Source organism: Alcaligenes sp. CHO6, from assembly GCF_037120595.1.
Classification (GTDB): Bacteria; Pseudomonadota; Gammaproteobacteria; order Burkholderiales; family Burkholderiaceae_B; genus Alcaligenes; species Alcaligenes ammonioxydans.
The window spans coordinates 338,161-359,097 of the sequence record NZ_JBANCI010000003.1 but is presented as its reverse complement, the minus strand read 5'-3'; the positions used below and the strand labels follow the sequence as shown (position 1 = coordinate 359,097).

Annotated in this window: 15 protein-coding genes; 6 read left to right on the top strand and 9 right to left on the bottom strand. The window is 56.8% G+C overall.

What is annotated here, in order from left to right; all coding sequences use genetic code 11:
• Window positions 1–66: 66 nt before the first annotated feature.
• The 9 genes from V6936_RS13795 to V6936_RS13755 form a co-directional block, all read right to left on the bottom strand.
• The gene (locus V6936_RS13795) at window positions 67–1,731 is read right to left on the bottom strand and encodes an AMP-binding protein (protein ID WP_336580015.1); all 1,665 of its coding nucleotides are present in this window, start codon (window positions 1,729–1,731) and stop codon (window positions 67–69) included.
• Window positions 1,732–1,754: 23 nt separating this feature from the next.
• Window positions 1,755–2,327, bottom strand: coding sequence for a chalcone isomerase family protein (locus tag V6936_RS13790; protein ID WP_003803002.1), 573 nt, complete (start codon window positions 2,325–2,327; stop codon window positions 1,755–1,757).
• A gap of 19 nt (window positions 2,328–2,346) precedes the next feature.
• Window positions 2,347–2,865: a DUF4442 domain-containing protein gene (locus V6936_RS13785; protein ID WP_003803000.1), complete on the bottom strand. Its 519-nt coding sequence runs from the start codon at window positions 2,863–2,865 to the stop codon at window positions 2,347–2,349.
• A 9-nt stretch (window positions 2,866–2,874) separates the two neighbouring features.
• Entirely contained in the window at window positions 2,875–4,200 is a 1,326-nt protein-coding gene (locus V6936_RS13780; RefSeq protein ID WP_003802999.1) for an OmpP1/FadL family transporter, read from the bottom strand.
• 125 nt (window positions 4,201–4,325) lie between these two features.
• Window positions 4,326–6,269, bottom strand: coding sequence for a 3-hydroxyacyl-CoA dehydrogenase NAD-binding domain-containing protein (locus V6936_RS13775; protein ID WP_131071092.1), 1,944 nt, complete (start codon window positions 6,267–6,269; stop codon window positions 4,326–4,328).
• Window positions 6,266–7,561: an acetyl-CoA C-acetyltransferase gene (locus V6936_RS13770; RefSeq protein ID WP_003802997.1), complete on the bottom strand. Its 1,296-nt coding sequence runs from the start codon at window positions 7,559–7,561 to the stop codon at window positions 6,266–6,268. Before V6936_RS13770 ends, V6936_RS13775 begins: the two co-directional genes overlap by 4 nt.
• On the bottom strand, window positions 7,558–9,903 hold the full coding sequence (locus tag V6936_RS13765) for an acyl-CoA dehydrogenase (RefSeq protein ID WP_003802996.1): 2,346 nt from the start codon (window positions 9,901–9,903) through the stop codon (window positions 7,558–7,560). Before V6936_RS13765 ends, V6936_RS13770 begins: the two co-directional genes overlap by 4 nt.
• A gap of 270 nt (window positions 9,904–10,173) precedes the next feature.
• Entirely contained in the window at window positions 10,174–10,827 is a 654-nt protein-coding gene (locus tag V6936_RS13760; RefSeq protein ID WP_003802995.1) for a TetR/AcrR family transcriptional regulator, read from the bottom strand.
• Between the two features lie 106 nt (window positions 10,828–10,933).
• Window positions 10,934–12,361: an NAD-dependent succinate-semialdehyde dehydrogenase gene (locus tag V6936_RS13755; protein WP_336580014.1), complete on the bottom strand. Its 1,428-nt coding sequence runs from the start codon at window positions 12,359–12,361 to the stop codon at window positions 10,934–10,936.
• Window positions 12,362–13,186: 825 nt separating this feature from the next.
• Between V6936_RS13755 and V6936_RS13750 the strand changes: the two genes are divergently transcribed.
• The 6 genes from V6936_RS13750 to V6936_RS13725 form a co-directional block, all read left to right on the top strand.
• Window positions 13,187–14,728, top strand: a complete 1,542-nt coding sequence (locus tag V6936_RS13750; protein WP_080584989.1) for a TolC family outer membrane protein — start codon at window positions 13,187–13,189, stop codon at window positions 14,726–14,728.
• Between the two features lie 41 nt (window positions 14,729–14,769).
• Entirely contained in the window at window positions 14,770–14,991 is a 222-nt protein-coding gene (locus V6936_RS13745; RefSeq protein ID WP_003802992.1) for a hypothetical protein, read from the top strand.
• Window positions 14,975–17,158, top strand: a complete 2,184-nt coding sequence (locus tag V6936_RS13740; protein WP_100214874.1) for a type I secretion system permease/ATPase — start codon at window positions 14,975–14,977, stop codon at window positions 17,156–17,158. The genes V6936_RS13745 and V6936_RS13740 overlap by 17 nt, the downstream gene beginning before the upstream one ends.
• Window positions 17,159–17,229: 71 nt before the next feature.
• Entirely contained in the window at window positions 17,230–18,516 is a 1,287-nt protein-coding gene (locus tag V6936_RS13735) for an HlyD family type I secretion periplasmic adaptor subunit (protein ID WP_230406343.1), read from the top strand.
• A 108-nt stretch (window positions 18,517–18,624) separates the two neighbouring features.
• Entirely contained in the window at window positions 18,625–19,239 is a 615-nt protein-coding gene (locus V6936_RS13730) for a response regulator transcription factor (protein ID WP_003802989.1), read from the top strand.
• Window positions 19,240–19,414: 175 nt separating this feature from the next.
• A partial coding sequence (locus tag V6936_RS13725; RefSeq protein ID WP_336580013.1) for a retention module-containing protein occupies window positions 19,415–20,937 on the top strand: 1,523 nt, incomplete at its 3' end.

Sequence of the window (20,937 nt, the reverse complement as noted above, 5' to 3'; positions counted from 1 at the left end):
ACGCCGGTTAATGAAAAAGGGGCATAAGCCCCTTTCATCTTCGTCTAAGCCTGCGCCAAATACGTGCTAGGGACGCAGTTCCCGTCGCAGGATTTTGCCAACGTTGGTGCGTGGCAAGTCGTCGCGGAATTCAACATAGCGTGGCGCCTTGTACCCGGTCAGGTTCTTGCGGCAAAAGGCAATGACCTCTTTTTCAGTCAGCGCGGGATTACGGCTGATGACATAGAGCTTGACCACTTCACCGGCTTTCTCGTCGGGAACCCCAACGGCGGCAGCCTCGACAATATCCGGGTGCTGCGCGGCAACCGCTTCGACTTCATTGGGATAGACATTAAAGCCCGAAACCAAAATCATGTCTTTTTTACGGTCAAGCAAAAACACGTATCCGTGCTCATCCATATAGCCGATGTCACCTGTGCGCAAAAAGCCGTCCCGGTCAAAGACCTTGGCGGTCTCATCGGGGCGCTGCCAATAGCCAGGGGTCACTTGCGGGCCGCGAATGCACAGTTCGCCTGTTTCTCCCAAAGGCAGGTCGTTCTGGTTTTCATCACGGATGCGGATGTCGGTCGAGGGTACGGGCAGACCAATTGATCCGGTAAATTCCAGCTTATCCAGGGGGTTGATGGTGGCGGCTGGCGAAGTTTCTGTCAGGCCATACGCCTGTGCCAGGGGTTTACCGGTTGCTTCCAGCCAACGCTTGGCGACGACTTGCTGTACTGCCATACCGCCGCCCAGCGTAAAGCGAAGCGAGGAAAAATCCAGTTTGCGGAACTCGGCATTGTTCAGCATGGCGTTGAACAAGGTATTTACGCCGGTAATGGCGGTAAAGCGCAGCTTGGCCATGTCCTTGATCATGGACGGAATATCGCGTGCATTGATGATCAGCAGGTTCTCCGCCCCCAGGCGAAGAAACACCAGCAGGTTCGCGGTGAAGGCGAAGATATGGTAGAGCGGCAGGGCGGTCACCACGCAGTCGATCTGGCCTTCTTTGAGGTAGGGGCGAATCCAGGCCAGGGCCTGGCTCAGGTTCGAGACCAGATTACCGTGCGTCAGAATGGCGCCTTTGGCTACGCCCGTGGTGCCACCGGTGTACTGCAGACATGCAATGTCGTCATGGGTCAGGGTGACCGGGGCAGGGGGGCGGGTACGGCCCTTTGCCAGCACCGATTTAAAGGACAGGGAACCGGGCAAGGACCAGGCAGGCACCCCCTTCTTGATATGGCGCACCACTTGGTTGACCAGCCACCCTTTAACGCTGCCCAGGCAGTCTCCCACACTGGTCACAATAATTCGCTTGATGGGAGTCTCGTGCAGGATTTCTTGCAGTACGTGCGCAAAGTTTTCAGCAATGATGATGGTCTCTGCGCCGCTGTCCTGCAGTTGGTGACGCAACTCCCGGGCGGTATACAGTGGGTTGGTATTGATAATGGTGGCCCCGCTGCGCAATACGCCATACAGGCTGATGGGGTACTGCAGCATATTGGGCATCATCAGGGCGACTCGGTCGCCTTTTTTCACACCCTGGCTTTGCAGCCAACTGGCCAGCGCCAGGGCATTTTCAGACAGTTCACGAAAGCTCATGCGCTTGCCCATGCTGATATAGGCCGTGCGCTGCGCGAACTCGGTGCAGCTTTGTTCAAATACATCCAGCAGGGATGAGTACTGCTGGGCCTGATCTTCGATCGTGGCAGGAATACCGGCGGGGTAGCTCTGCAGCCAGACTTTATCCATGAAGCGCTCCGAGGCGTGTAGGTTCAAGACAATCCCAGCAGGGCCTTTTTGAGCGATTCTTGGGCAGGTTTCTTGCCTAACCAGATTTTCAACAAGGCAGGGGTCAGCCCCGGGTGAGAGAGTTCGCCCAGCATTTTGTCGTTAAACAGGATTCTGACCTGGGGGGAGTTCATGTCCAGAATCACGATATCGCCCTCTTTGGCTTGCCCCACCTGGCGCATCAGATCCTCAAACTGTTTAAGGACCGGGTCCAGGTCCTGTTTTTCAGGATCGGTCAGGTTGTTGTGAATGCCTTCTTTCAGTGCATCGATCAGGGTTTGGGCATCCAGATCGCGTTTGAGAACCAAGCGAACCTGATGCGGCCCGGGGGACTGGATGATGGCTTGGGCATCCTGCGACGGGGAGGCGGTATACAAGGCGGCGACGTACACATCAAAAACAACTTTCTTGCGCAGGCCTGCCCCATTGAGTGTCAGGCTTTGTTGGTCCACCATGACGGCATCAGGCACGGAGACCTGCGCGACGGTGGCCGCCTGAACGGCGGGTAGCCCAAGGGACAGACTTAAAATCAGGGCGGCACAGCGGGGGGTAAACATGAAGCGGTCCTCCTGCAAATTAGCGTGATTGTGATTTCTGCTTGTAAAAGTGGGCGTCGGCAATGTAGATGGTGCGTTCCACCGTGGTGTAGACCTGTCCTTGCGGGTCCTGGATGTGTACGGTGAAGGTGGCTTCAGCCTCGTGATACTGGTCTAGCTGTCCTCGTATTGCGTCCAGTTCTTCCGGACGGATTTGAAAATCGGCATACAGAGTCTGATAACCGGGACGGCGATACTGGATCTCTGCATTTTTGTCCCACACGATCACAGGGCGTTGCAGGCCGGCCAGCAGCATGGTGGCGTGTACGCCGTCCGTGATGGCAAACAGGGAACCGCCAAATAAGGAGCCATTGATATTGCGGGTGCGTCGACGCAATGGCAGGCGTACGACGATGTGCTGCAGGTTTGGGGAAACTTTATGGACCCGCCCCCCGGTTGCCCGGAAGGCGGGGTGCCAGTTAAAGCCCAGCTGCAAAAAGCGGGCACGCCAGGTGGGAGGCAGGCGTGCTAGCAGCTCCATGCGGCGACTGCGGGCCATGGTGCATCCTTAGAAGCGGTAGGTGAACTGCACGCCCAGAATGTCGCCACTGTTTTTATAGGTACCGCGAGTCAGGCCGCGATTGACGACATCGGTGTTGTTGTTCATATCTGTATTTTTCAGGAACAAGTGGGTGTAGCCGATATCCCAGGTGGCGTTTTTGCTGGGGCGGTATTGCGCACCCAGAGACACCCAGTAACGATCGCTGTCAGGCAACGCAGTGGGGCGGTAGTTTTCATCACGTACTGGCGATTGGTCCCAGGCCACCCCCCCTTTGAGGGTCCATTGCTCGTTGTAATGGTAATTGGCGCCCAGGGCGACGCGCCAGGCGTCCTTGAATTTCAGTTCCAGACCGGAATCCCGGGCGCCGGGGCCGCTGTTTTCGATAGTCAGGCGCGGAATGCTGCTCCAGCCGGTCCAGGATACGTCGGCCAACAATTGCCAGCGCGAGTTCAGGTCGTGTACCAGACTGACAATGGCAGTGTCAGGCAGCTTGATGGTGGCTTCGGCATCCCAGTTGATATTGGGTGCAGGAATGCCGGCGGGGACATTGCGATTGCGCAGCTTGGTGTCACCATCAGCCGTGATCTTAATCTGGGAGCGGTAGGACACGCCCAAACGTGTGCTGGGGGTCAGTTGATAGAGTAAGCCGGCGTTCCAACCCCATGCGTCGCCCTTCATCTTGACGCGGGTGTCCATATCCAGGGGGCCCAGTGCAGGATGGTAGCCGACCGGCGTGGCCAGGCGGTAGTCCGCGTCAATGTGCAGCCAGTTCACCCCCACACCGAACGACAATTGGTCGTTGACCTTGTAGGCCACCGAAGGGTTGACGTTGACGGTTTCAATGGCGAATTTTTCGGAGTGATAACGACCAATCCAGCCTTCATCGTATTCGGTAGTCAGACCAAACGGTACACCAATCCCCAGACCCACCCACCATTTGGGCGAGAGCTGGTGAGACAGATAAATATTGGGAACTGCCGCTACTTTACCTGCATCGCCGCCCGAGCCGCCGGTTGCCGGACGGCTGGCGCCACCAGTCAGGGCCAGGGGGTCGGTACTGCCTTTATCGGAGAATTTGAACGTGGGTTTGATGACATTCAAGCCGGCCGAGAAGTTGTTGTCGGGCAGCAGGGTCATGCCAGCCGGGTTGAAGTAGATCGTGCTGGCATTTTCACCAATGGCAGCCGAGCCTGCGTAGGCATTGCCCAGGCCGCTCGCATTTTGTTCGAGCAAGTTGAAACCAGCCGCATGGGCCTGGCCCATGCCCACGCTCATTCCCAGAGGAATGAGCAAGGCAGGAATGGTACGCAAAGCTACAACCGTCTTTTTCATGTCTCTTCTCCAAGGTATAGGTGCGACGTCTGACAGAGGCTTATGACAAGTTTTAAAACACCTGTTTGTTTTCTATGGTGCATGACCTAGGCCAATCGGCGTATAGGTATTTGTGCCAATTCGAGCTAATTGCGTTGTTTTTGTGTTGCTTTGTAATGCAGCGGCCCTCCCCGGAAGGGGGCAAAGCCTGTACCGAAAATGACGCCTGCATCGGCCAGATCTTCGTTTTGCACCACCCCGATGCGCACCTGGTGCTCCGTCTGTTCGATCAGGGGCTTGATCAGGCGATCTGCCAGACCGCTGGGTATCGTTCCTGCGGGTGGCTTCTGGGCTTTGCCATCTTTCCAGGTATAGAAACCCTGGCCCGTTTTGCGACCCAGCTCCTGGCGATCCAAATGGCTTTTCAGGCAGGCGGGCATGACGGCCTGCTGGCTAAGTTGCGCACCGGCATCCCGGGCAATGTCCAGACCTACCGTGTCGGCCAGTTCAAGTGGTCCCATCGGCATGCCGAACTGGACCATGGCTTTGTCCACGGTGGCCGGCTCCAGTCCTTCGTCCACACAGCGCATGGCCTCGAGCATGTAGGGCGCCAAGACGGCATTGACTAAAAACCCCGGGCTGTCTTTGACGGGCAAAGGCAACTTGCCGATCTGGTTCACAAAGGCGTAGGCGGTGCTGCGTACGTCAGGTGCGAGCAATTCGCTTTCCACGACCTCAACCAACGGCATGCGAGAGACCGGGTTAAAGAAGTGAATGCCCACCAGTCGCTGCGGATTGATCAGATTCAGGCTGAGCTCGGACAAAGGCAAACTGGAGGTATTGGTCGCCAGAATGGCCCCCGGCTTCAACAACGGCTCTATCGTGGTGTACAGGCTGCGCTTGGCGTCGGCGTTCTCGAAGATTGCCTCGAGCACCAGATCCGCTGAAGCGATGCCATGACCGTTCGGGTCCGGGATCAAACGATCCAGCGCCGCCTGCACCAGCCTGCGGTCTTTCAGACGGCGCTGGAACAACTTGGCGGCCCGCCCCTGAGCCTGTGCGATCCGCTCTCGGTCCTGATCCTGCAAGGTCACTCGCAGGCCTTTGAGAGCACATACTGCAGCAATATCGCCGCCCATGACGCCCGCACCTACGACATGAATATGACTGAGCACTTGTGATGAGGCGTGTTTGCCGATGCTCTTTAGCCGCTCCTGCAGGTGAAAGACACGCAGCAGGTTGGCTGCGGTGTCAGAGCGGGTGATCTGTTCAATCAGCTCGGGTGCTTTCAGCGCGTTGCCATTGTGTTTCTCCCAAATTTCCAAAATGGCGCGAGGGGCTTGATAGTGTTGATACGGATCACGTTTTTCCAGTTGCTGGCGTACCTGGCGAGCCACCAGGGGACGTAGCAGCTTGCTGTTCATCAGACGGGGCAAGCCCTGGGCACGACGAGGTTTTTTACCGCTGAGAACCTGCTTGACGGCCGCTTGCCGGGCCAGACGCACCGGGACGCAGGCATCGACGATGCCCATACGGGCTGCCTTGCGCGCATCGACGCTTTTGCCACTGAGCATCAGGTCCATGGCGGCAGCCGGGCCGATGTATTCAGGCAGGCGCAACATTCCTCCCCAGCCTGGGAAGATACCCAGCATGACTTCGGGCAGAGCCAGGCGCGTGTCGTCCTGATCCACGGCCAGGCAGTAGCGACACGCCAGGGCCAGCTCCAGTCCCCCGCCCAGGCAGTGGCCTTGTACCAGTGCCAGGGTCGGATAGGTTTGCTTGGCCAGTTTGTTGAACACCGTCCAGCCGCGCGTGACCAATGCCAGACCCTTTTCAGGATTGTTGCCGTGTTCGGAAAACTCGTCGATATCAGCCCCCGCGATAAATCCGGCGGCTTTGCCTGAGTAAATGATCAACGCTTTTGGGGGATGGCCGCTCAGGTAATCCAGGGCCTGATTCAGTTCTTGCAACACGAGTGCAGAGAGTCGATTGACCGAACTGCCCACACAGTCGATTTTCAGCCAGGCAATGTGCTGATCGTCCGTATGCAGGGTGAAGTTTTGCAAATCCAAGGTAGCGACAGGCATCATGATTCAGTTCCTTGCAGCGATTCGATCAACATGGCGCCGCCCTGGCCACCGCCAATACAAATGGCGGCCATGCCCAGACGCAAGTTGCGACGACGCAGGGCATGCAGGCAATGCAGTACGATTCGGGCGCCAGAGGCGCCCACCGGGTGGCCGATCGCAATTGCGCCACCGTCCACGTTGAGCTTGTCCATGTCCAGCAAGCCCAGGGCATCACGTCCCAGATGCGTCTGGCACCATTGCTGATCGTCCCATGCAGCGCGACATGCCAGCACTTGCGCCGCAAAGGCTTCGTTGATTTCCCACAAGTCCGGGCCATTCAAGGCCAAACGATTGCGTTCCAGAATCGGTGTGGCCGCAAATACTGGCCCCAAACCCATGGTGGCCGGGTCCAGTCCCGCCCACTGGGCATCCACAATTCGGCCTATCGGTTTGAGCTGGTGCTCTTTGACGGCTGTCTCGCTGGCCAGAATCAACAACGCAGCGCCATCGGTGACCTGTGAGCTGTTGCCCGCTGTGATGTTGCCCCAGGGCGGGTCAAAGACCGGACGCAGCTTGGCCAGCTTGTCAGGTGTGGAGTCCGCACGTACGCCATCATCGTTCGGGTAGCTGTTGCCGCGCGTATCGCTGAGCGGCACGATCTCTTCAAACGCGTGTTCGTGTTGCGCACGCAGAGCCAGACGATGGCTGCGAGCGGCAAATTCGTCCATGTCCTGACGGCTGATGCCAAATTGATGGGCCAGAATTTCTGCAGTCTGCCCCATGGATAAGCCGACTACGGGGTCTGTCAGCCCCTTGAGCAATCCGATGACGGGTTTAAGGTAAGACAGCCGCAGGCTGCCCAGTGCTTTCAGACGTGCGCCCATGCTGCGAGCTTTGCCCCAGCCTGCCAGCCAGCGAACCATATCGTCGCTGAACAGGATGGGGGCATGAGACAGGGCATCTACGCCGCCGGCCAGTACCAGTTGCGAGCGACCGGTTTGGATGGCCTGCACACCTGAATCGAGTGCTTGCATGCCCGAAGCGCAGTTGCGCATCACGGTCCAGCCCGGCACTTTGTGGCCGGTACCCAGACGCAGACCCAGCACCCGGCCAATATTGGTTTCATCGGGCGAGGGAGCCGCGCAACCCAGGATGACTTCGCTGAGCTGCGACGCCTCAAAGGGTTGGCGCAGCAAAAGCTCGCGGCCGGTTTGTACCGCCAGGTCTCCCGCTGAGAACGGGCCGGGCGCGTTACGCGCTTTCAGAAACGGGCTGCGTGCGCCGTCAATAATATAGACCGGTTGAAAACTCATGCTTGGCTCCCACTGGTGGTTTCAGTGGCGGCGCGTTCCCGGCGCAGATCGAAAGGGAAATCGTCCACGGCGATCACTCGGTCGCGCAGGACATCGCGCGCCTGAATTTGCTCGAACTCTTGAGCGCTGATTCCGCCTGCCTGGAAGACCGCTTCGGCTATATCACGTACGTTGGCCTTGGGGTTGTCCTGCAACTGACCGCTCTTTTCGAACTGACGGATTTTCGCGTCAATATCGCGAGTATTCAGAGCCGCCAGCAATGCCGCTTCGATAGCGCCCACGGGCTCCTTGTCATCGTTGGGCAGATAGGTGTCGTAGGTCAGGCGGTCACGAGTGGGGCCGGGTCGGGTCAACAGTTTGGCGACGGCATGATCCAGCTTGTCATTGGGCCCCAGGCGGCGCAGGCCTAGCGGAAAGACCAGCAGGCGCAGCAGGCCAGCCAAAGGTCGGTTCGGAAAGTTTTCCAGCACCTTGTCCAGGGCATGCTGTGTGCGCATCAAGGCATCCTGGGCCGCCCAGTGAGCTAAAGGCGCATCTTCTTGTTGACGGCCTTCGTCCTGGTAACGCTTGAGGACCGCGCTGAGCATATAGAGTTCGGACAGTGCATCTCCCAGACGAGAGGAGAGGCGCTCGCGCATTTTCAGAGAGCCGCCCAGCACCAGCATGGAAGCATCGGCTAACAAGGAAAAGGCTGCGCTGTAACGGCTGGCCTGACCGTAGTAGGGATGCATGGACTTGGCTGTGCCCGTGGGGCCACTTAGCAAACGCCAGCCACCCAGGCCTAGCCAGAAAGAACGGCCCGTGTTGGCCAGAGTGTAACGAACGTGAGCCCAGAAGGCTTGGTCAAACTTGCGCAGTCCAGCTTCACGATCCGGGTCCAGCGCAGCAGTCATTTCTTCCAGAATGAAAGGATGGCAACGGATCGCGCCCTGACCAAAAATAATCAGGCTGCGCGTCAGAATATTGGCGCCTTCTACCGTGATGCCGACTGGTATTTGTTGGTAGGCGCGACCCAGGAAATTGGAGGGGCCAAGGCAAATGCCTTTGCCGCCGATCACATCCATCCCGTCGTTAACCACCATGCGGCCCCGCTCGGTCACATGGTATTTGACGATGGCTGAGACGACGGATGGCTTTTCGCCCAGGTCCACCGCCGCGGCTGTCATGGTGCGGGCGGCATCCATGGCATAGGTGTGGCCAGCAATGCGAGCCAGCGCTTCTTCCACACCTTCAAACTTGCTGATGGCGCTGCGAAACTGGGTGCGTACGGCGGAATACCCGCCTACCGCGCGGCTGGTTAACTTGGCCATGCCGGTAAACGAGGAGGGCAAGGAGATGGAGCGCCCTGCCGCCAGACACTCCATCAGCATGCGCCAGCCTTGCCCGGCCATGGCAGGGCCACCAATAATGAATTCCAGTGGCATGAAGACATCGTTACCGCGGGTCGGGCCATTCATGAACATGGCGTTCAAAGGGAAGTGACGACGACCGGTCTCTACCCCTGGGTGATCGCTGGGGACCAGGGCGCAGGTGATGCCAATGTCTTTCTCTCCCCCGAGCAAGCCGTCCGGGTCATAGAGGCGAAAGGCCAGTCCCAGCAAGGTGCATACCGGGGCCAGAGTGATGTAGCGCTTGTCCCAGGTGACGCGCATGCCCAGTACTTCCTGACCTTCCCATTCGCCTTTGCAGACAATCCCTACATCGGGAATGGCCGCCGCATCGGAACCGGCCCATGGGCTGGTCAGGGCGAAAGCGGGGATGTCACGGCCATCAGCCAGACGGGGCAGATAGTGTTGCTTTTGCTCATCGGTGCCGTAATGCAGTAGCAGCTCGGCCGGGCCTAGTGAGTTGGGCACCATGACCGACACGGACAGGGCCGAGTTGCGTGTCGAGAGCTTGGCCACCACGGCCGAGTGCGCCTGTGCCGAGAAACCGCGACCACCGTATTCCTTGGGAATAATCAGACTGAAAAAGCGGTTTTCTTTCAGGTAGTTCCAGACTTCGACGGGCATGTCGAAGTCTTCCTGGCTGACTTGCCAGTCATCAATCATGGCGCAGGCCACATTGACTTCATTGTCCAGAAACTGACGCTCTTCCTCGGTGAGCCGATAGGCGGGGTAAGCGCTCAAGGTATTCCAGTTGGGTTTTCCACGAAACAGCTCACTTTCCCACCAGACTGTCCCTGCCTCCAGCGCATCGCGCTCAGTTTGGGACATGGCGGGCAAAACACTGGAAAAGGCACGGTAAATTGGGCGACTGAGCCACTTAGTGCGTAGATTCCGGTTTTTGAGAACGTAGACGCAGCCAAGCACCAGCAGTATCAATAGCAAGGTCAGAAACATAGCAACTCCGGACTAGCTCAAAAAGAAAAAGAATGCCCCCATGCAGCCCCTTCAGCGTGCTGCCCCCTGAGGGGGCGCTTTGTACCGTGGGACGGCTTGGCGGTAGGAAAATTACCCCCATGCTGCGCCGCTGGCTTGTTGCCCCCTTGGGGGGCGTTTTGTCCCTCGGGACGGCTCAGCGGCAAAAACACCTTCATGCTTACCTGAGGCTTGTCGTTCCCTAACAGTACGGTTCGCCTCGGTGCAGCCCGACTGCCAGGACCTCGCAGATCAGCTGCTGGCCGGCAAAGGGGCCCGTAATCCACCCAGCAGAAAACTCATCAGACGCTGTTGCAATTGCTGCTCACTTTCAGGAGAGTCGTTAAGGGGCAATTGCAAGGCCCGACGCAATGATTGGGTGCCCATCAGGGCATACGAAGTAGCACCCAGCATGAAATGGAATCGCCAGATGATTTCTTCTTCCGGCACGGTGGGCAGCGCCTCGTGCAAAGCCTGCTTGAAAGGAAGAAAGATGGCGACTTGTTCGTCCCAGCATATGGACTGAATGAAGTCTTGTGGCGCTGGACGATCCTGTCCTGGCAAAGGAATGAACGAGCGTGGAGCGCCCTTGCCTGAACCGGCTAGACGTATCAGCGGGCCAAAAAAGGCATCGACCACCTGAGATGCTTTCAACGGTCCATCACCGGCTTGCTGGCGATAAAAAGCCAGCTTTTCCAGCCGCTCTTGATTGATGCTGTTCAGGCGGCGTTGAAATACAGCCTGTGTCAGTCCGTCTTTACTGCCGAAGTGATAATTGACAGCCGACAGGTTCACCTTGGCCTGCGCTGTAATCTGGCGCATGGAGGTGTTTTCGTGGCCATACAGCGCGAAAAGATGCTCGGCTGCGTCGAGAATGGCGGACTGTGTCCGATCAGAGCGTTTCACCGTTATTTCCTAATTTCAAACGAGTGTTTGAATAATTTAACGGGAATACACAATTAGTACAGTAGGGGTTCACCCTAGCCCCGTAAAGCGGGGCCAGGAGCCATTCTTAGATCTGTGTCACAAATTTGGTGACTAAGTATCCGTCAAAGGTTTCAGTCCCGCCTTCACTGCCAATGCCACTGTCTTTGACTCCTCCGAAGGGAGTTTCGGGCAAAGAGCTGCCAAAGTGATTGATGTTGACCATACCCGATTCCAGTTCTGTGCCCAAGCGATGCGCAGCCTGTAAGGATTGCGTAAAGGCGTAGGCCGATAAACCGTAAGGCAGGCTGTTGGCGCGGGCGATGGCATCGTCCAGATCATGATAGCGGGTCAGGGGGGCGATGGGGCCGAAGGGCTCTTCGGTCATGACCAGTGCATCGTCAGGTAAGTCGGTCAGTACCGTAGGCGAGAAAAAGAAACCGTCGCGTTTGATCTGCTCGCCTCCCAGCACGACTTTGCCGCCCAGCGAACGGGCGTTGTCGACAAACTTTTGCATCATGGGAATACGGCGTTCGTGGGCCAAGGGGCCCATCTGTGTATCCGGGTCCAGGCCGTCTCCCACCTTCACATTCGCCAATTCTTCGGTAAAGCGGTCCACGAACTGGGTATAGATGTCGTCGTGAATATAAAAGCGAGTGGGTGAAATGCACACCTGCCCGGCATTGCGTATTTTGAACCGGGCGAGCTGACGAGCAGCGCGGGCGACATCGGCATCGGGCAGGACCAGAACGGGCGAGTGCCCTCCCAGTTCCATGGTGATGCGTTTCATATGAGCGCCGGCCAGCGCTGCCAACTGCTTGCCAACGGGGACTGAGCCGGTAAACGAGACTTTACGCACGATGGGGGAGCGGATCAGATAATCCGAGACCTCTTGTGGAATGCCCCAGACAATATTCAATACGCCCGGTGGCAAGCCCGCATCGTGAAAGGCCTGGGCAATGGCCATGACTGCGCTGGGGGAGTCCTCCGGGCCTTTCAGAATAATGGTGCAGCCCGCTCCGATGGCGGCGCAGATTTTCCGAATGGCCTGGTTATAGGGGAAGTTCCAGGGTGTGAACGCAGCGCAGACACCGATAGGCTCGCGCAGCACCAGTTGCTGCACTTTTGGATTGCGGGCAGGGATGACGCGACCATAAATCCGGCGGCACTCTTCGGCGTGCCAATCCGCATGGTCGGCGCAGGACATGATCTCGCCGACGGCCTCGGCCAAGGGCTTGCCTTGATCCAGCGTCAAATTGCGGCCAATCTCCTGCGCGCGTTCACGGGACAGTTCCGCCACCTTGCGCAAGATGGCACTGCGGTCCATCGGGGAACTGTGACGCCAGCTTTTGAATGCGGCCTGGGCGGCGCTCAGTGCGGCATCCAGATCGGCCTGTGACGCCAGCGGCAGTTGGTCTAGCGTGCTGCCGTTGGCCGGGTTGATGACGGCCTGAGTCTGGCGACCTTGTCCATCCAGAAATTGACCATTGATATACAGGGCCAGGTGTTGATACATGTGCGGCCTCCAAGTTGAGTGTTGCTCACTGAATACGTACCTTCCGATGGTATCGGGCAGGCAGAGGTGGGACAAGCGCCAGGGAGTGGACAACTGGTAAGCGATGGTTCTAAGAAGCGACCAAAGGGGCCTGGCACAGGGGGGAACGCGCGATTGCTATAAGTTTTTGATTACAAGTCTTTTTTTCAGTTCCTTGTACAAGGAAGTAAAAAGAAACCAAACTGCAATGGGAAACGGTTACAAGTGAGTTATTGTCGACAATAAAGAAGGTTATATGTTGGCCCCGTAAATTCCTTTTACCGACAGATGAGATTTAGATCGGCAGACGATGTAACCCAAATGCTTATTAAGGTGAAAGTTTTTTGTAGATTATTACCAACGGTGCTGAGCGTGACTTATGACACAATGGTTTGTCGTTAAGCGCCTAATATCTTGGAGTCGTTTAATTTCATGGCGTTATTGCTGATTTTGTCACAGGCTATTTATCATTTTTAACATTGTGATCGACGAAGAGCTTTGTAATCTAAGATACAATTTGTCCTGTGATCGACGTAGAGAGTTTCACCTTTCTCTACACGAAAAGTCACAAATAGACACAAGGTTATGCTCCAAGAATACAGGTCAGAAGCCTGTAGCTCCGCCTTGTCTTGCCCCGGTCCATTATGAACATACTGCTGCGGCTGGCGTCAGGTTTGCCAGCCTTAGATGTAAATCCTATGTGCAATACATAGGTGTTGGGCCCTCGGGTGGTGTTCCTTTCGCTTATCTTAAGTGGCACACCGATCCCACTCTTCTTTCATTTTTGTACTTAAATATGATCCGGCCATGCGTTGCAACGCTGACGCGAGGACGTCTGTTGCGGACGCGGCTCAGGATCTTACGGAGGCCGACGTGCGTGGTAAGAAAACTCTAACGGTAAGTTCGCTGCTGACAGCGTTACTACTGGCGCAGCCAGCGCTTGCCCAGCAGGAAAACAGCTTGAGCTTCAAGGACAGTATTGAGCGGGCAATTATGTCCAATCCTGAACTTGGCGCTCGCTTTCAGGATTTCCAGTCGGCGCTGGAAGGCCAGAATGTGGGCCGGGGTGCCTTGATGCCCGAAATCAATGCTCAGGGCTGGGTCGGTAAAGAATGGCGGGGCGGTACATCGAGTGCGCCATCGGTCAACTGGACCCGTAATGGCTACAGCCTGCAATTGCGTCAATTGATCTTTGATGGTTTCTCCTCGATCAATCAAGTGCGTCAATTGGGCTACGAAAAACTGGCTACTTACTATGAGTTGCTGGCGTCGGTAGATTCGCTGGCCCTGGAAGCGGCCAATGCGCACATTGATGTGTTGCGTTACCGCGAAATGGAAAAGCTTGCCCGTGAAAACTATGGCATGCACCTGAACATTCTGAGCCAGATTCAGGAGCGCTCCGAATCGGGCGTAGGCCGTGGTGTGGATCTGGAACAGGCCTATGGTCGCCAAGCCCTGGCCCAAAGCAATATGATGACCGAAGCGGGCAATCTGAATGACGTGTTGCAGCGTTACCGTCGTATTGTGGGCGTGCCTGCGCCGGAAGTATTGCAGGCCGCACCCAGCCTGAGCGAGTCCATCCCTGCCAAGACCGTGGACTTCCTGCCTTCTTTGCGTACCAGCCCGGTAATTCTGGCTAAACAAGCTTTGTACCAGGCCGCCGAGTCGGGCAAGCATGTAGCCCAAGGTCGTCTGTCGCCAACGCTGGAGTTGCGCGCTGCCACTGGTAAAGACAAGACTGACCCCCCAGGTGCATCTGCCTACCGTGATTCACAAAGCAGCAATGTGCAGTTGATGCTGTCGTACAACCTGTTCCGAGGTGGTGCTGATGCCGCCCGCATCCGTCAAACCACGGCTCAACAGTATGCTGCCCGCGATGTGCGCGACTACACCTGCCGCAACGTACAGCAGGATCTGGCAGTGGCTTGGAACAATATCGAGCGTCTGCGTGCCCAGTTGCCTTTCCTGAAGCAGCACGAACTGGCGACCTCCAAGGTGCGAGTTGCCTATATGCAGCAGTTCCAGATTGGTCAACGCTCTTTGCTGGACTTGCTGGATACGGAAAACGAGCTGTTTGATGCCCGTCGCGCGCTGGCCAATGCCACTTACGATCTCCAGCAAGCTGAATACCGTTGGTTGACTTTGTCGCACCGCCTGGTGTCGTCCGTAGGCCTGTCCCAGCCCTACTCGGAGCAACCTGAAGAAGCGGCCAAGCTCGATTTTCCTGAAGAAGCGTTCAAGGCATGTATGACACCGGTTCCAGATACGTCTAACCTGACGCCAGTCTCTGTTGATTATCGCGACGGCATGGCCCCGCCTGTCCTGCGCGAGAAGGCAGCCGGACTTTAATATCTGCCTGATGGCGTACTAGATAGAAAAAGGAGGCATGGATGAGTCAGAACGAAGACGATTACAAACAAGAGCTTTCGGCCTCGGATGCGAGTTTTATCCGGGTACTGGAAGATTTGATTGACGCACTGGTTGCAAACGGTGTGCTTCGCATGACTGATCTGCCTCCCCAGGCTTTGGCCAAGTTGAATGAGCGCAAACTGACCCGCCAGCGCCTGCGGGATTCGTTGGATTTGATTAATGACGATGAACCACTCATCTGATAGCACGGCACCAACAAGCGGGGAATTCAGTGTCCCGCCTCATCTGACTCATGATGATCCCCTTCTAACCTGCCTGGCGGAGATTACCCGTATACACGGTAATCCCTGCACGCCCCAGCACTTGTCTGCGGGCTTGCCTTTGCAGCGGGGGCGCTTGACGCCTGCACTGTTGAATCGGGCGGCGGCACGCGGTCATTGCACGGCGCGGATCTGGCGCCGGGTATTTACCGAGCTGGACGCCAGCTTGTTCCCGGTCATTTTGTTGTTGAAGAACAACCGGGCATGTGTCTTGCTGGGGCTGGAAGAAGGCCGTGCGCACGTTCATTTCCCCGAAAGCGGGAGCCCCAGCGAAATCAGTCTGGATGATCTGCAAGCGCAGTATTCCGGGCTGTTGGTCGTTGTCAAACCCGATTTCCGGGTTGAGGCGCGTGCCAAGGATGGTGTAGCCCCTATGAAGGGCAAGCACTGGTTCTGGACCGCCGTGGTGCAGAATTGGCGACTGTATCGCGATGCGCTTGGCGCTGCCTTGTTGATCAATCTGTTTGCCTTGGCCCTTCCGCTCTACACCATGAACGTGTACGACCGGGTGGTTCCCAACAAGGCGCTTGAAACCTTGTGGGTGCTGTCGATCGGGATCGGACTGGTGCTGATCATGAACATGGTGCTCAGTACAGTGCGTGCCTACGTGGTCGATGTCGCGAGTAAACGGGTGGACATCCAGCTGTCCGCGCGGATTATGGAGCGGGTGCTGGACTTGCGGATGGAAAACCGGCCGCCGTCGGTGGGCTCTTTCGCGGCCAATCTGCGCTCTTTTGAATCAGTGCGCGACTTTATCGCTTCGGCCAGTCTGACCACGCTGGTCGACTTGCCGTTTGTGCTGCTGTTTTTGGCGGTGCTGGCCTGGATTTCGCCTTGGATGCTGATCCCGCCCGTGGTGGCCATTGTGGTCATCTTGGGCATCTCCTGGTTTGCTCAGGCGCGTATGGAACGTCTGACCAAGCAAACCTTTCAGGCAGCTGCCCAGCGTAACGCCGGCCTCATCGAATCCCTGGCCGGTATGGAAACTCTGAAGGTTCTGAACGCGCAAAGCAATGCCCAGCGCGATTGGGAACAGTCCACCGAGTATCTGGCGCGACAGGGCGCACGCATCAAGATGACTTCGACCTTGACCGTCAACACGGTACAGATGCTGCAGCAAATGGTCACTATCAGCGTGGTCATTATTGGTGTGTATCTGGTTCAGGAGACGAAATTGTCCATGGGGGGCATCATTGCTGCGTCCATGATTGCGGGACGCTGCCTTGCCCCCTTGGGGCAGGTCGCCGGCCTGATGATGCAATACCAGAATGCCCGAACGTCATTGGGGTCGGTGGATACCTACATGACGATGCCCATCGAGCATCCGGAAGATCGACATTTTGTGCCGCGGCCTTACCTGGAAGGTTCTATCGAGTTTCGTAGCGTCAGTTTTGCGTATCCGGGTGCAAGCCAGAACGTGCTTGATAAAGTCAGCTTCTCTTTGAAGGCGGGCGAGAAGGTCGGCATTATTGGTCGCATCGGCTCCGGTAAAACCACCTTGTCCAAGCTGATTCTGGGCTTGTACAAGCCTACGGGTGGGACCGTGGTGCTGGATGGTATCGATAGCCAGCAGATCGACCCGGCAGACGTACGTCGCTCCATGGGTTATGTCTCGCAGGATCCCATGCTGTTTTACGGTAGCCTCAAACACAATCTGATGATGGGTACTCCTTACGCGACCGATGATCAGATGCTGGCGGCCGCCCGCCAGGCAGGGGTAGATGATTTCGCCCGACTCCATCCCGATGGATACGACATGATGATTGGCGAGCGGGGTGATTCCCTGTCTGGAGGCCAGCGTCAGGCCATTGCCGTGGCCCGTGCCTTGATCGGCAACCCGTCCATATTGCTGCTCGATGAGCCCAGCAGCAATATGGATAACCAGAGCGAGTCTGCCTTGCGTCGCAGCTTGCAGAAGGAATGTGAAGGCAAGACCGTGGTGCTGGTGACACACCGCACAGCGTTGCTGGAATTGGTCGATCGTCTGATCGTGATGGATATGGGGCGCATTGTGGCGGATGGCCCTAAAGATCAGGTGATTGCCGCTTTGCGTAGCGGGCAGATTGGCAAGGCCCGGAGTGCAGCATGAAGATACAGAACCTGATCAATTGGGTGCGTGCGCAGCTTCAAGATACCACTTCGCCGCCGCCGGGCAGCAATATGCTCAAAAATGCATCGTGGACCGCCCGATACCAGGACGTCAGAGGTTCCACGCTGCTGATCTGGCTGACCTTGCTGGCCATCTGCTTGCTGATCGTCTGGGCAAGTCTGGCCAGTATTGATGAAGTGGTACGTGGCGAGGGTAAAGTGGTCCCATCTCGCCAGGTTCAGGTCGTGCAGAGTCTGGATGGCGGGGTAGTAGAAGAAATTCTGGTGCGCCCCGGCCAGTCTGTGGAAGCCGGTGAGGTGCTGTTGCGTATTGACCCCACGCGCGCCTCCTCCTCGTTGGGGGAGAACGAAGCAGAATCCTTGTCCTTGAAGGCCAAGGCGGCTCGTTTGGAAGCCATTGCCGCCGACCAGCCCCTGGACATGCCTGCCGAAGTTCTGGAAAAGGCCCCGGATCTGGCCGAAGGGGAGCGCCGCGTCTGGCTGGCTCGCACTGAGGAGCTGCGTTCCAATATTTCCGTGGCTCAGGAACAGTTGAATCAGCGCCAGCAGGAATTGCGCGAAACACAAGCTAATCGTGATCAGGCGGCGTCCAGTTGCGGTTTGACCTCGCAAGAGTTGCAAATGACCCGTCCTTTGCTCAAAAGCGGAGCGGTGTCCGAGGTGGATTTGCTGCGCCTTCAGCGCGATGTGGCTCGTTACTGTGGTGAGCAAAAAGCGGCCACGGCTCAGATCAGTCGTATTCAGGCTTCGATTCAGGAAGCTCAAAACCGGATCGGTGAGGTGGAAATTACGTTCCGCAATCAGGCTCGTACCGAGCTGGCGGAAACACGCGCCAAGCTGGCTTCTTTGGAACAGGGCCAACGTGCCTTGGCCGATCGGGTACGACTGGCTGAAGTGCGTTCGCCCGTGCGTGGCACCATCAAAACCTTGTCGGCCAATACCGTAGGTGGAGTGGTTCAACCTGGCAAGGACATCCTGGAGATCGTGCCTACCGATGACACCTTGTTGCTGGAAGTGCGCATCAACCCACGCGATATCGGGTTTTTGCACGCTGGTCAAAGTGCCGAAGTGAAGTTCACTGCCTATGACTTTGCCATTTACGGCGGGCTGCCCGGCGTGCTGGAGCAGACCAGTGCTGACACCATTACCGATGAAAAAGGCAATTCATTTTATATAGCTAAAGTACGTACTGACACGGTGTATGTCGGTGACGATAACCGTCCGATCCTGCCTGGCATGGTGGCCGAAGTGCACATTCTGACGGGTAAGCGGACCGTTATGCAGTACTTACTCAAACCTATTCTCAGGGCCAGATCCAACGCATTCAGGGAGCGTTAAGGCCGATTGGTCCGTTGGGGGAGTAGCGCTGACGATAGAGGTGTAACACCCGAGTCAGACCAAGAGCTGATGGCTTATAGCTCGTGTTACCAGTAAGGGAAAAGCGGTATGCGACAAGTAAATTCGGTTTTATTTCTGACGGCCGATGAGGCGTTGTGGCAGCATTGGCGTCATCTGGATTCCGTCACCTGGCTGCCTGCCAGAGGACACGGGATGGACGATTTGTTGCGTTGGAAACAACAGCATCGAGATCTGGTGGTGGTCGATAGCGCCTTGGCATTGTGGAACCATCCACAATGGGCTCAGGCGGTGCAGGGCATGAAAATTATTGTCGCCAGCCCCCGTCCTTCGGATACCGAAGGTCAGGCCGTTCTGGCTCAGGGCGCTCGTGGCTATATTCACGCTTACAGCTCGTCGCCTTTACTGATTCAGGCTTTGGATCATGTTGCAAGCGGTCAGGTCTGGGTGGGCGAGTCGCTGTTGAGCCGTTTGCTCAGTGACGTGACCCGCCGTCTGGAACCCAAGTCGGGCTGGGAAAGCTCGCTGACCAGTCGGGAAATCGAGGTTGCGCAACGTGCCTCTCTGGGCCATTCCAATCAATTGATTGCAGATGATCTGGGTATCACTGAAAGGACGGTTCGTGCCCACCTTCAGGCTGTTTTCGAAAAACTAAATGTAACAGATCGTTTGATGTTGGCGCTAAAAGTACACGGCATAGCCTAACAAGCTGCTTGCCGTCTTGTTCGCATTGTTAAGTTCAGTCAATAACTATAAATAAAACAGCGAACTGGCGGCGACGCCAATACCGAGTAGCGACCCAACTCGCTATTCTCTAAACAAAGAAAGTCCATTTCTGACTGCTGCGTTGCGGCAGTCTTTTTTTAGGAATCAGACAGTCATGGCACTGGATACAGTTTTAGTGACACGAGTTGAAGGTACGGCATGGATTCGTACCAGCGATGGCTCCAAAGTAGCTGTTAAAGAAGGGATGCGAGTCCCTGTGAATGCCGAGATCATCACCGAGACCGGTGCCAGCGTCGAGCTTGAGATTCCTGGCAGCCCATCGATGACCATTTCCGATAACCGCTCCTTCCTGGTCAGCGGCGATATCGCAGAAACCGATGTGGACCCCGTAGCCGCCGCTCTGGCCAACCCGAACGACCCAGCCATTACGGCTGTGCTGGCCGCTCTGGAAGCTGGCGATGACCCATTTTCCCAACTTGATCCTACCGCTGCGGTCTTGACCGGTGGTGGCGAAGGCGGTGGCAGCAGCTTTACCCGTCTGGTCAGCATTGTGGAAACTACCCGTCCCTTGGCGTTGGAATATCCACGTCCTGGCGTGCCCACTGTTGAAAACGTGCGCTTGGGCGGTTACAGCGGTACAGGCGAAGAGGAGGCCGGCCCCCTGGTTCCTCCCTCTGTTACGGTCAAGATCAATGATGACGGCACGGTTACCTTCACCTTCACTGAAGTGCCATTTGGCTTCGATGTTGGAGACATTGTGGTCACTGGCGGCGGTCGCATTGAAGGCCTGACGCCCGATAACAATGATCCAAAAAACTGGACGGGTACGCTGGTTCCTCCACCGAACTACGAAGGCGACATTACCATCACAGTGCCTGATGGCAGCTACACCAACGAAGCTGGGACCCCTGGTAACGGCGGTCAGGACACGACGACGGTTGACACTCTGCCTCCCGAGGCTGAAATCACGCTCGACCCCATCACGGGCGACGGCGTGGTTAATAAAGAGGAGTCTGACGGCGACGTAACCATCACTGGCACCGTTGGTAAAGACGTTAAACCGGGTGACAAAGTCACCGTTACGGTTGGCGGCAAAGAATACGAAACCACGGTTAATCCGGACGGTAAGACCTGGAGCGTGGACGTTCCTGGCTCCGAACTGATCAACAACGACAAGGTTGAGGCCAAGGTCACCACCACGGACGATGCAGGTAACACGACAACCGCGACGGACGAGAAGCCTTACGGTGTAGACGTCACATCTCCTGAAGCCGAGATCACGATTGATCCGATTACGGATGACGATGTGATCAACAAGGATGAATCGGGCGGTGACGTCACGATCACCGGTACGGTTGGTAAAGACGTTAAACCCGGGGACAAGGTCACCGTTACGGTTGGTGGCAAAGAATACGAAACCACGGTTAATCCGGACGGTAAGACCTGGAACGTGGACGTTCCCGGCTCCGAGCTGGCCAACAACGACAAGGTTGAGGCCAAGGTCACCACCACGGACGACGCAGGGAACACTGTTACCGTGGGTACTGAGCGTGACTATGATGTTCAGACCGAGACGCCCGTGGCCACGATCGAGATTGATCAGCCGTTTGTTGACGGTGTTCTGAATCAGGACGAGTCCAAGGTTGAGCAGACGATCACCGGTAGCGTGGGCGGTGC

Excerpts from the sequence above, each read along its gene's own strand:
- V6936_RS13780 (WP_003802999.1), bottom strand. The coding sequence starts at position 4,200 with ATGAAAAAGACGGTTGTAGCTTTGCGTACCATTCCTGCCTTGCTCATT.
- V6936_RS13790 (WP_003803002.1), bottom strand. The coding sequence starts at position 2,327 with ATGTTTACCCCCCGCTGTGCCGCCCTGATTTTAAGTCTGTCCCTTGGG.
- V6936_RS13730 (WP_003802989.1), top strand. The coding sequence starts at position 18,625 with ATGCGACAAGTAAATTCGGTTTTATTTCTGACGGCCGATGAGGCGTTG.
- V6936_RS13785 (WP_003803000.1), bottom strand. The coding sequence starts at position 2,865 with ATGGCCCGCAGTCGCCGCATGGAGCTGCTAGCACGCCTGCCTCCCACC.
- V6936_RS13740 (WP_100214874.1), top strand. The coding sequence starts at position 14,975 with ATGAACCACTCATCTGATAGCACGGCACCAACAAGCGGGGAATTCAGT.
- V6936_RS13755 (WP_336580014.1), bottom strand. The coding sequence starts at position 12,361 with ATGTATCAACACCTGGCCCTGTATATCAATGGTCAATTTCTGGATGGA.
- V6936_RS13735 (WP_230406343.1), top strand. The coding sequence starts at position 17,230 with ATGCTCAAAAATGCATCGTGGACCGCCCGATACCAGGACGTCAGAGGT.
- V6936_RS13750 (WP_080584989.1), top strand. The coding sequence starts at position 13,187 with ATGCGTTGCAACGCTGACGCGAGGACGTCTGTTGCGGACGCGGCTCAG.
- V6936_RS13795 (WP_336580015.1), bottom strand. The coding sequence starts at position 1,731 with ATGGATAAAGTCTGGCTGCAGAGCTACCCCGCCGGTATTCCTGCCACG.
- V6936_RS13745 (WP_003802992.1), top strand. The coding sequence starts at position 14,770 with ATGAGTCAGAACGAAGACGATTACAAACAAGAGCTTTCGGCCTCGGAT.
- V6936_RS13770 (WP_003802997.1), bottom strand. The coding sequence starts at position 7,561 with ATGAGTTTTCAACCGGTCTATATTATTGACGGCGCACGCAGCCCGTTT.
- V6936_RS13775 (WP_131071092.1), bottom strand. The coding sequence starts at position 6,269 with ATGATGCCTGTCGCTACCTTGGATTTGCAAAACTTCACCCTGCATACG.
- V6936_RS13765 (WP_003802996.1), bottom strand. The coding sequence starts at position 9,903 with ATGTTTCTGACCTTGCTATTGATACTGCTGGTGCTTGGCTGCGTCTAC.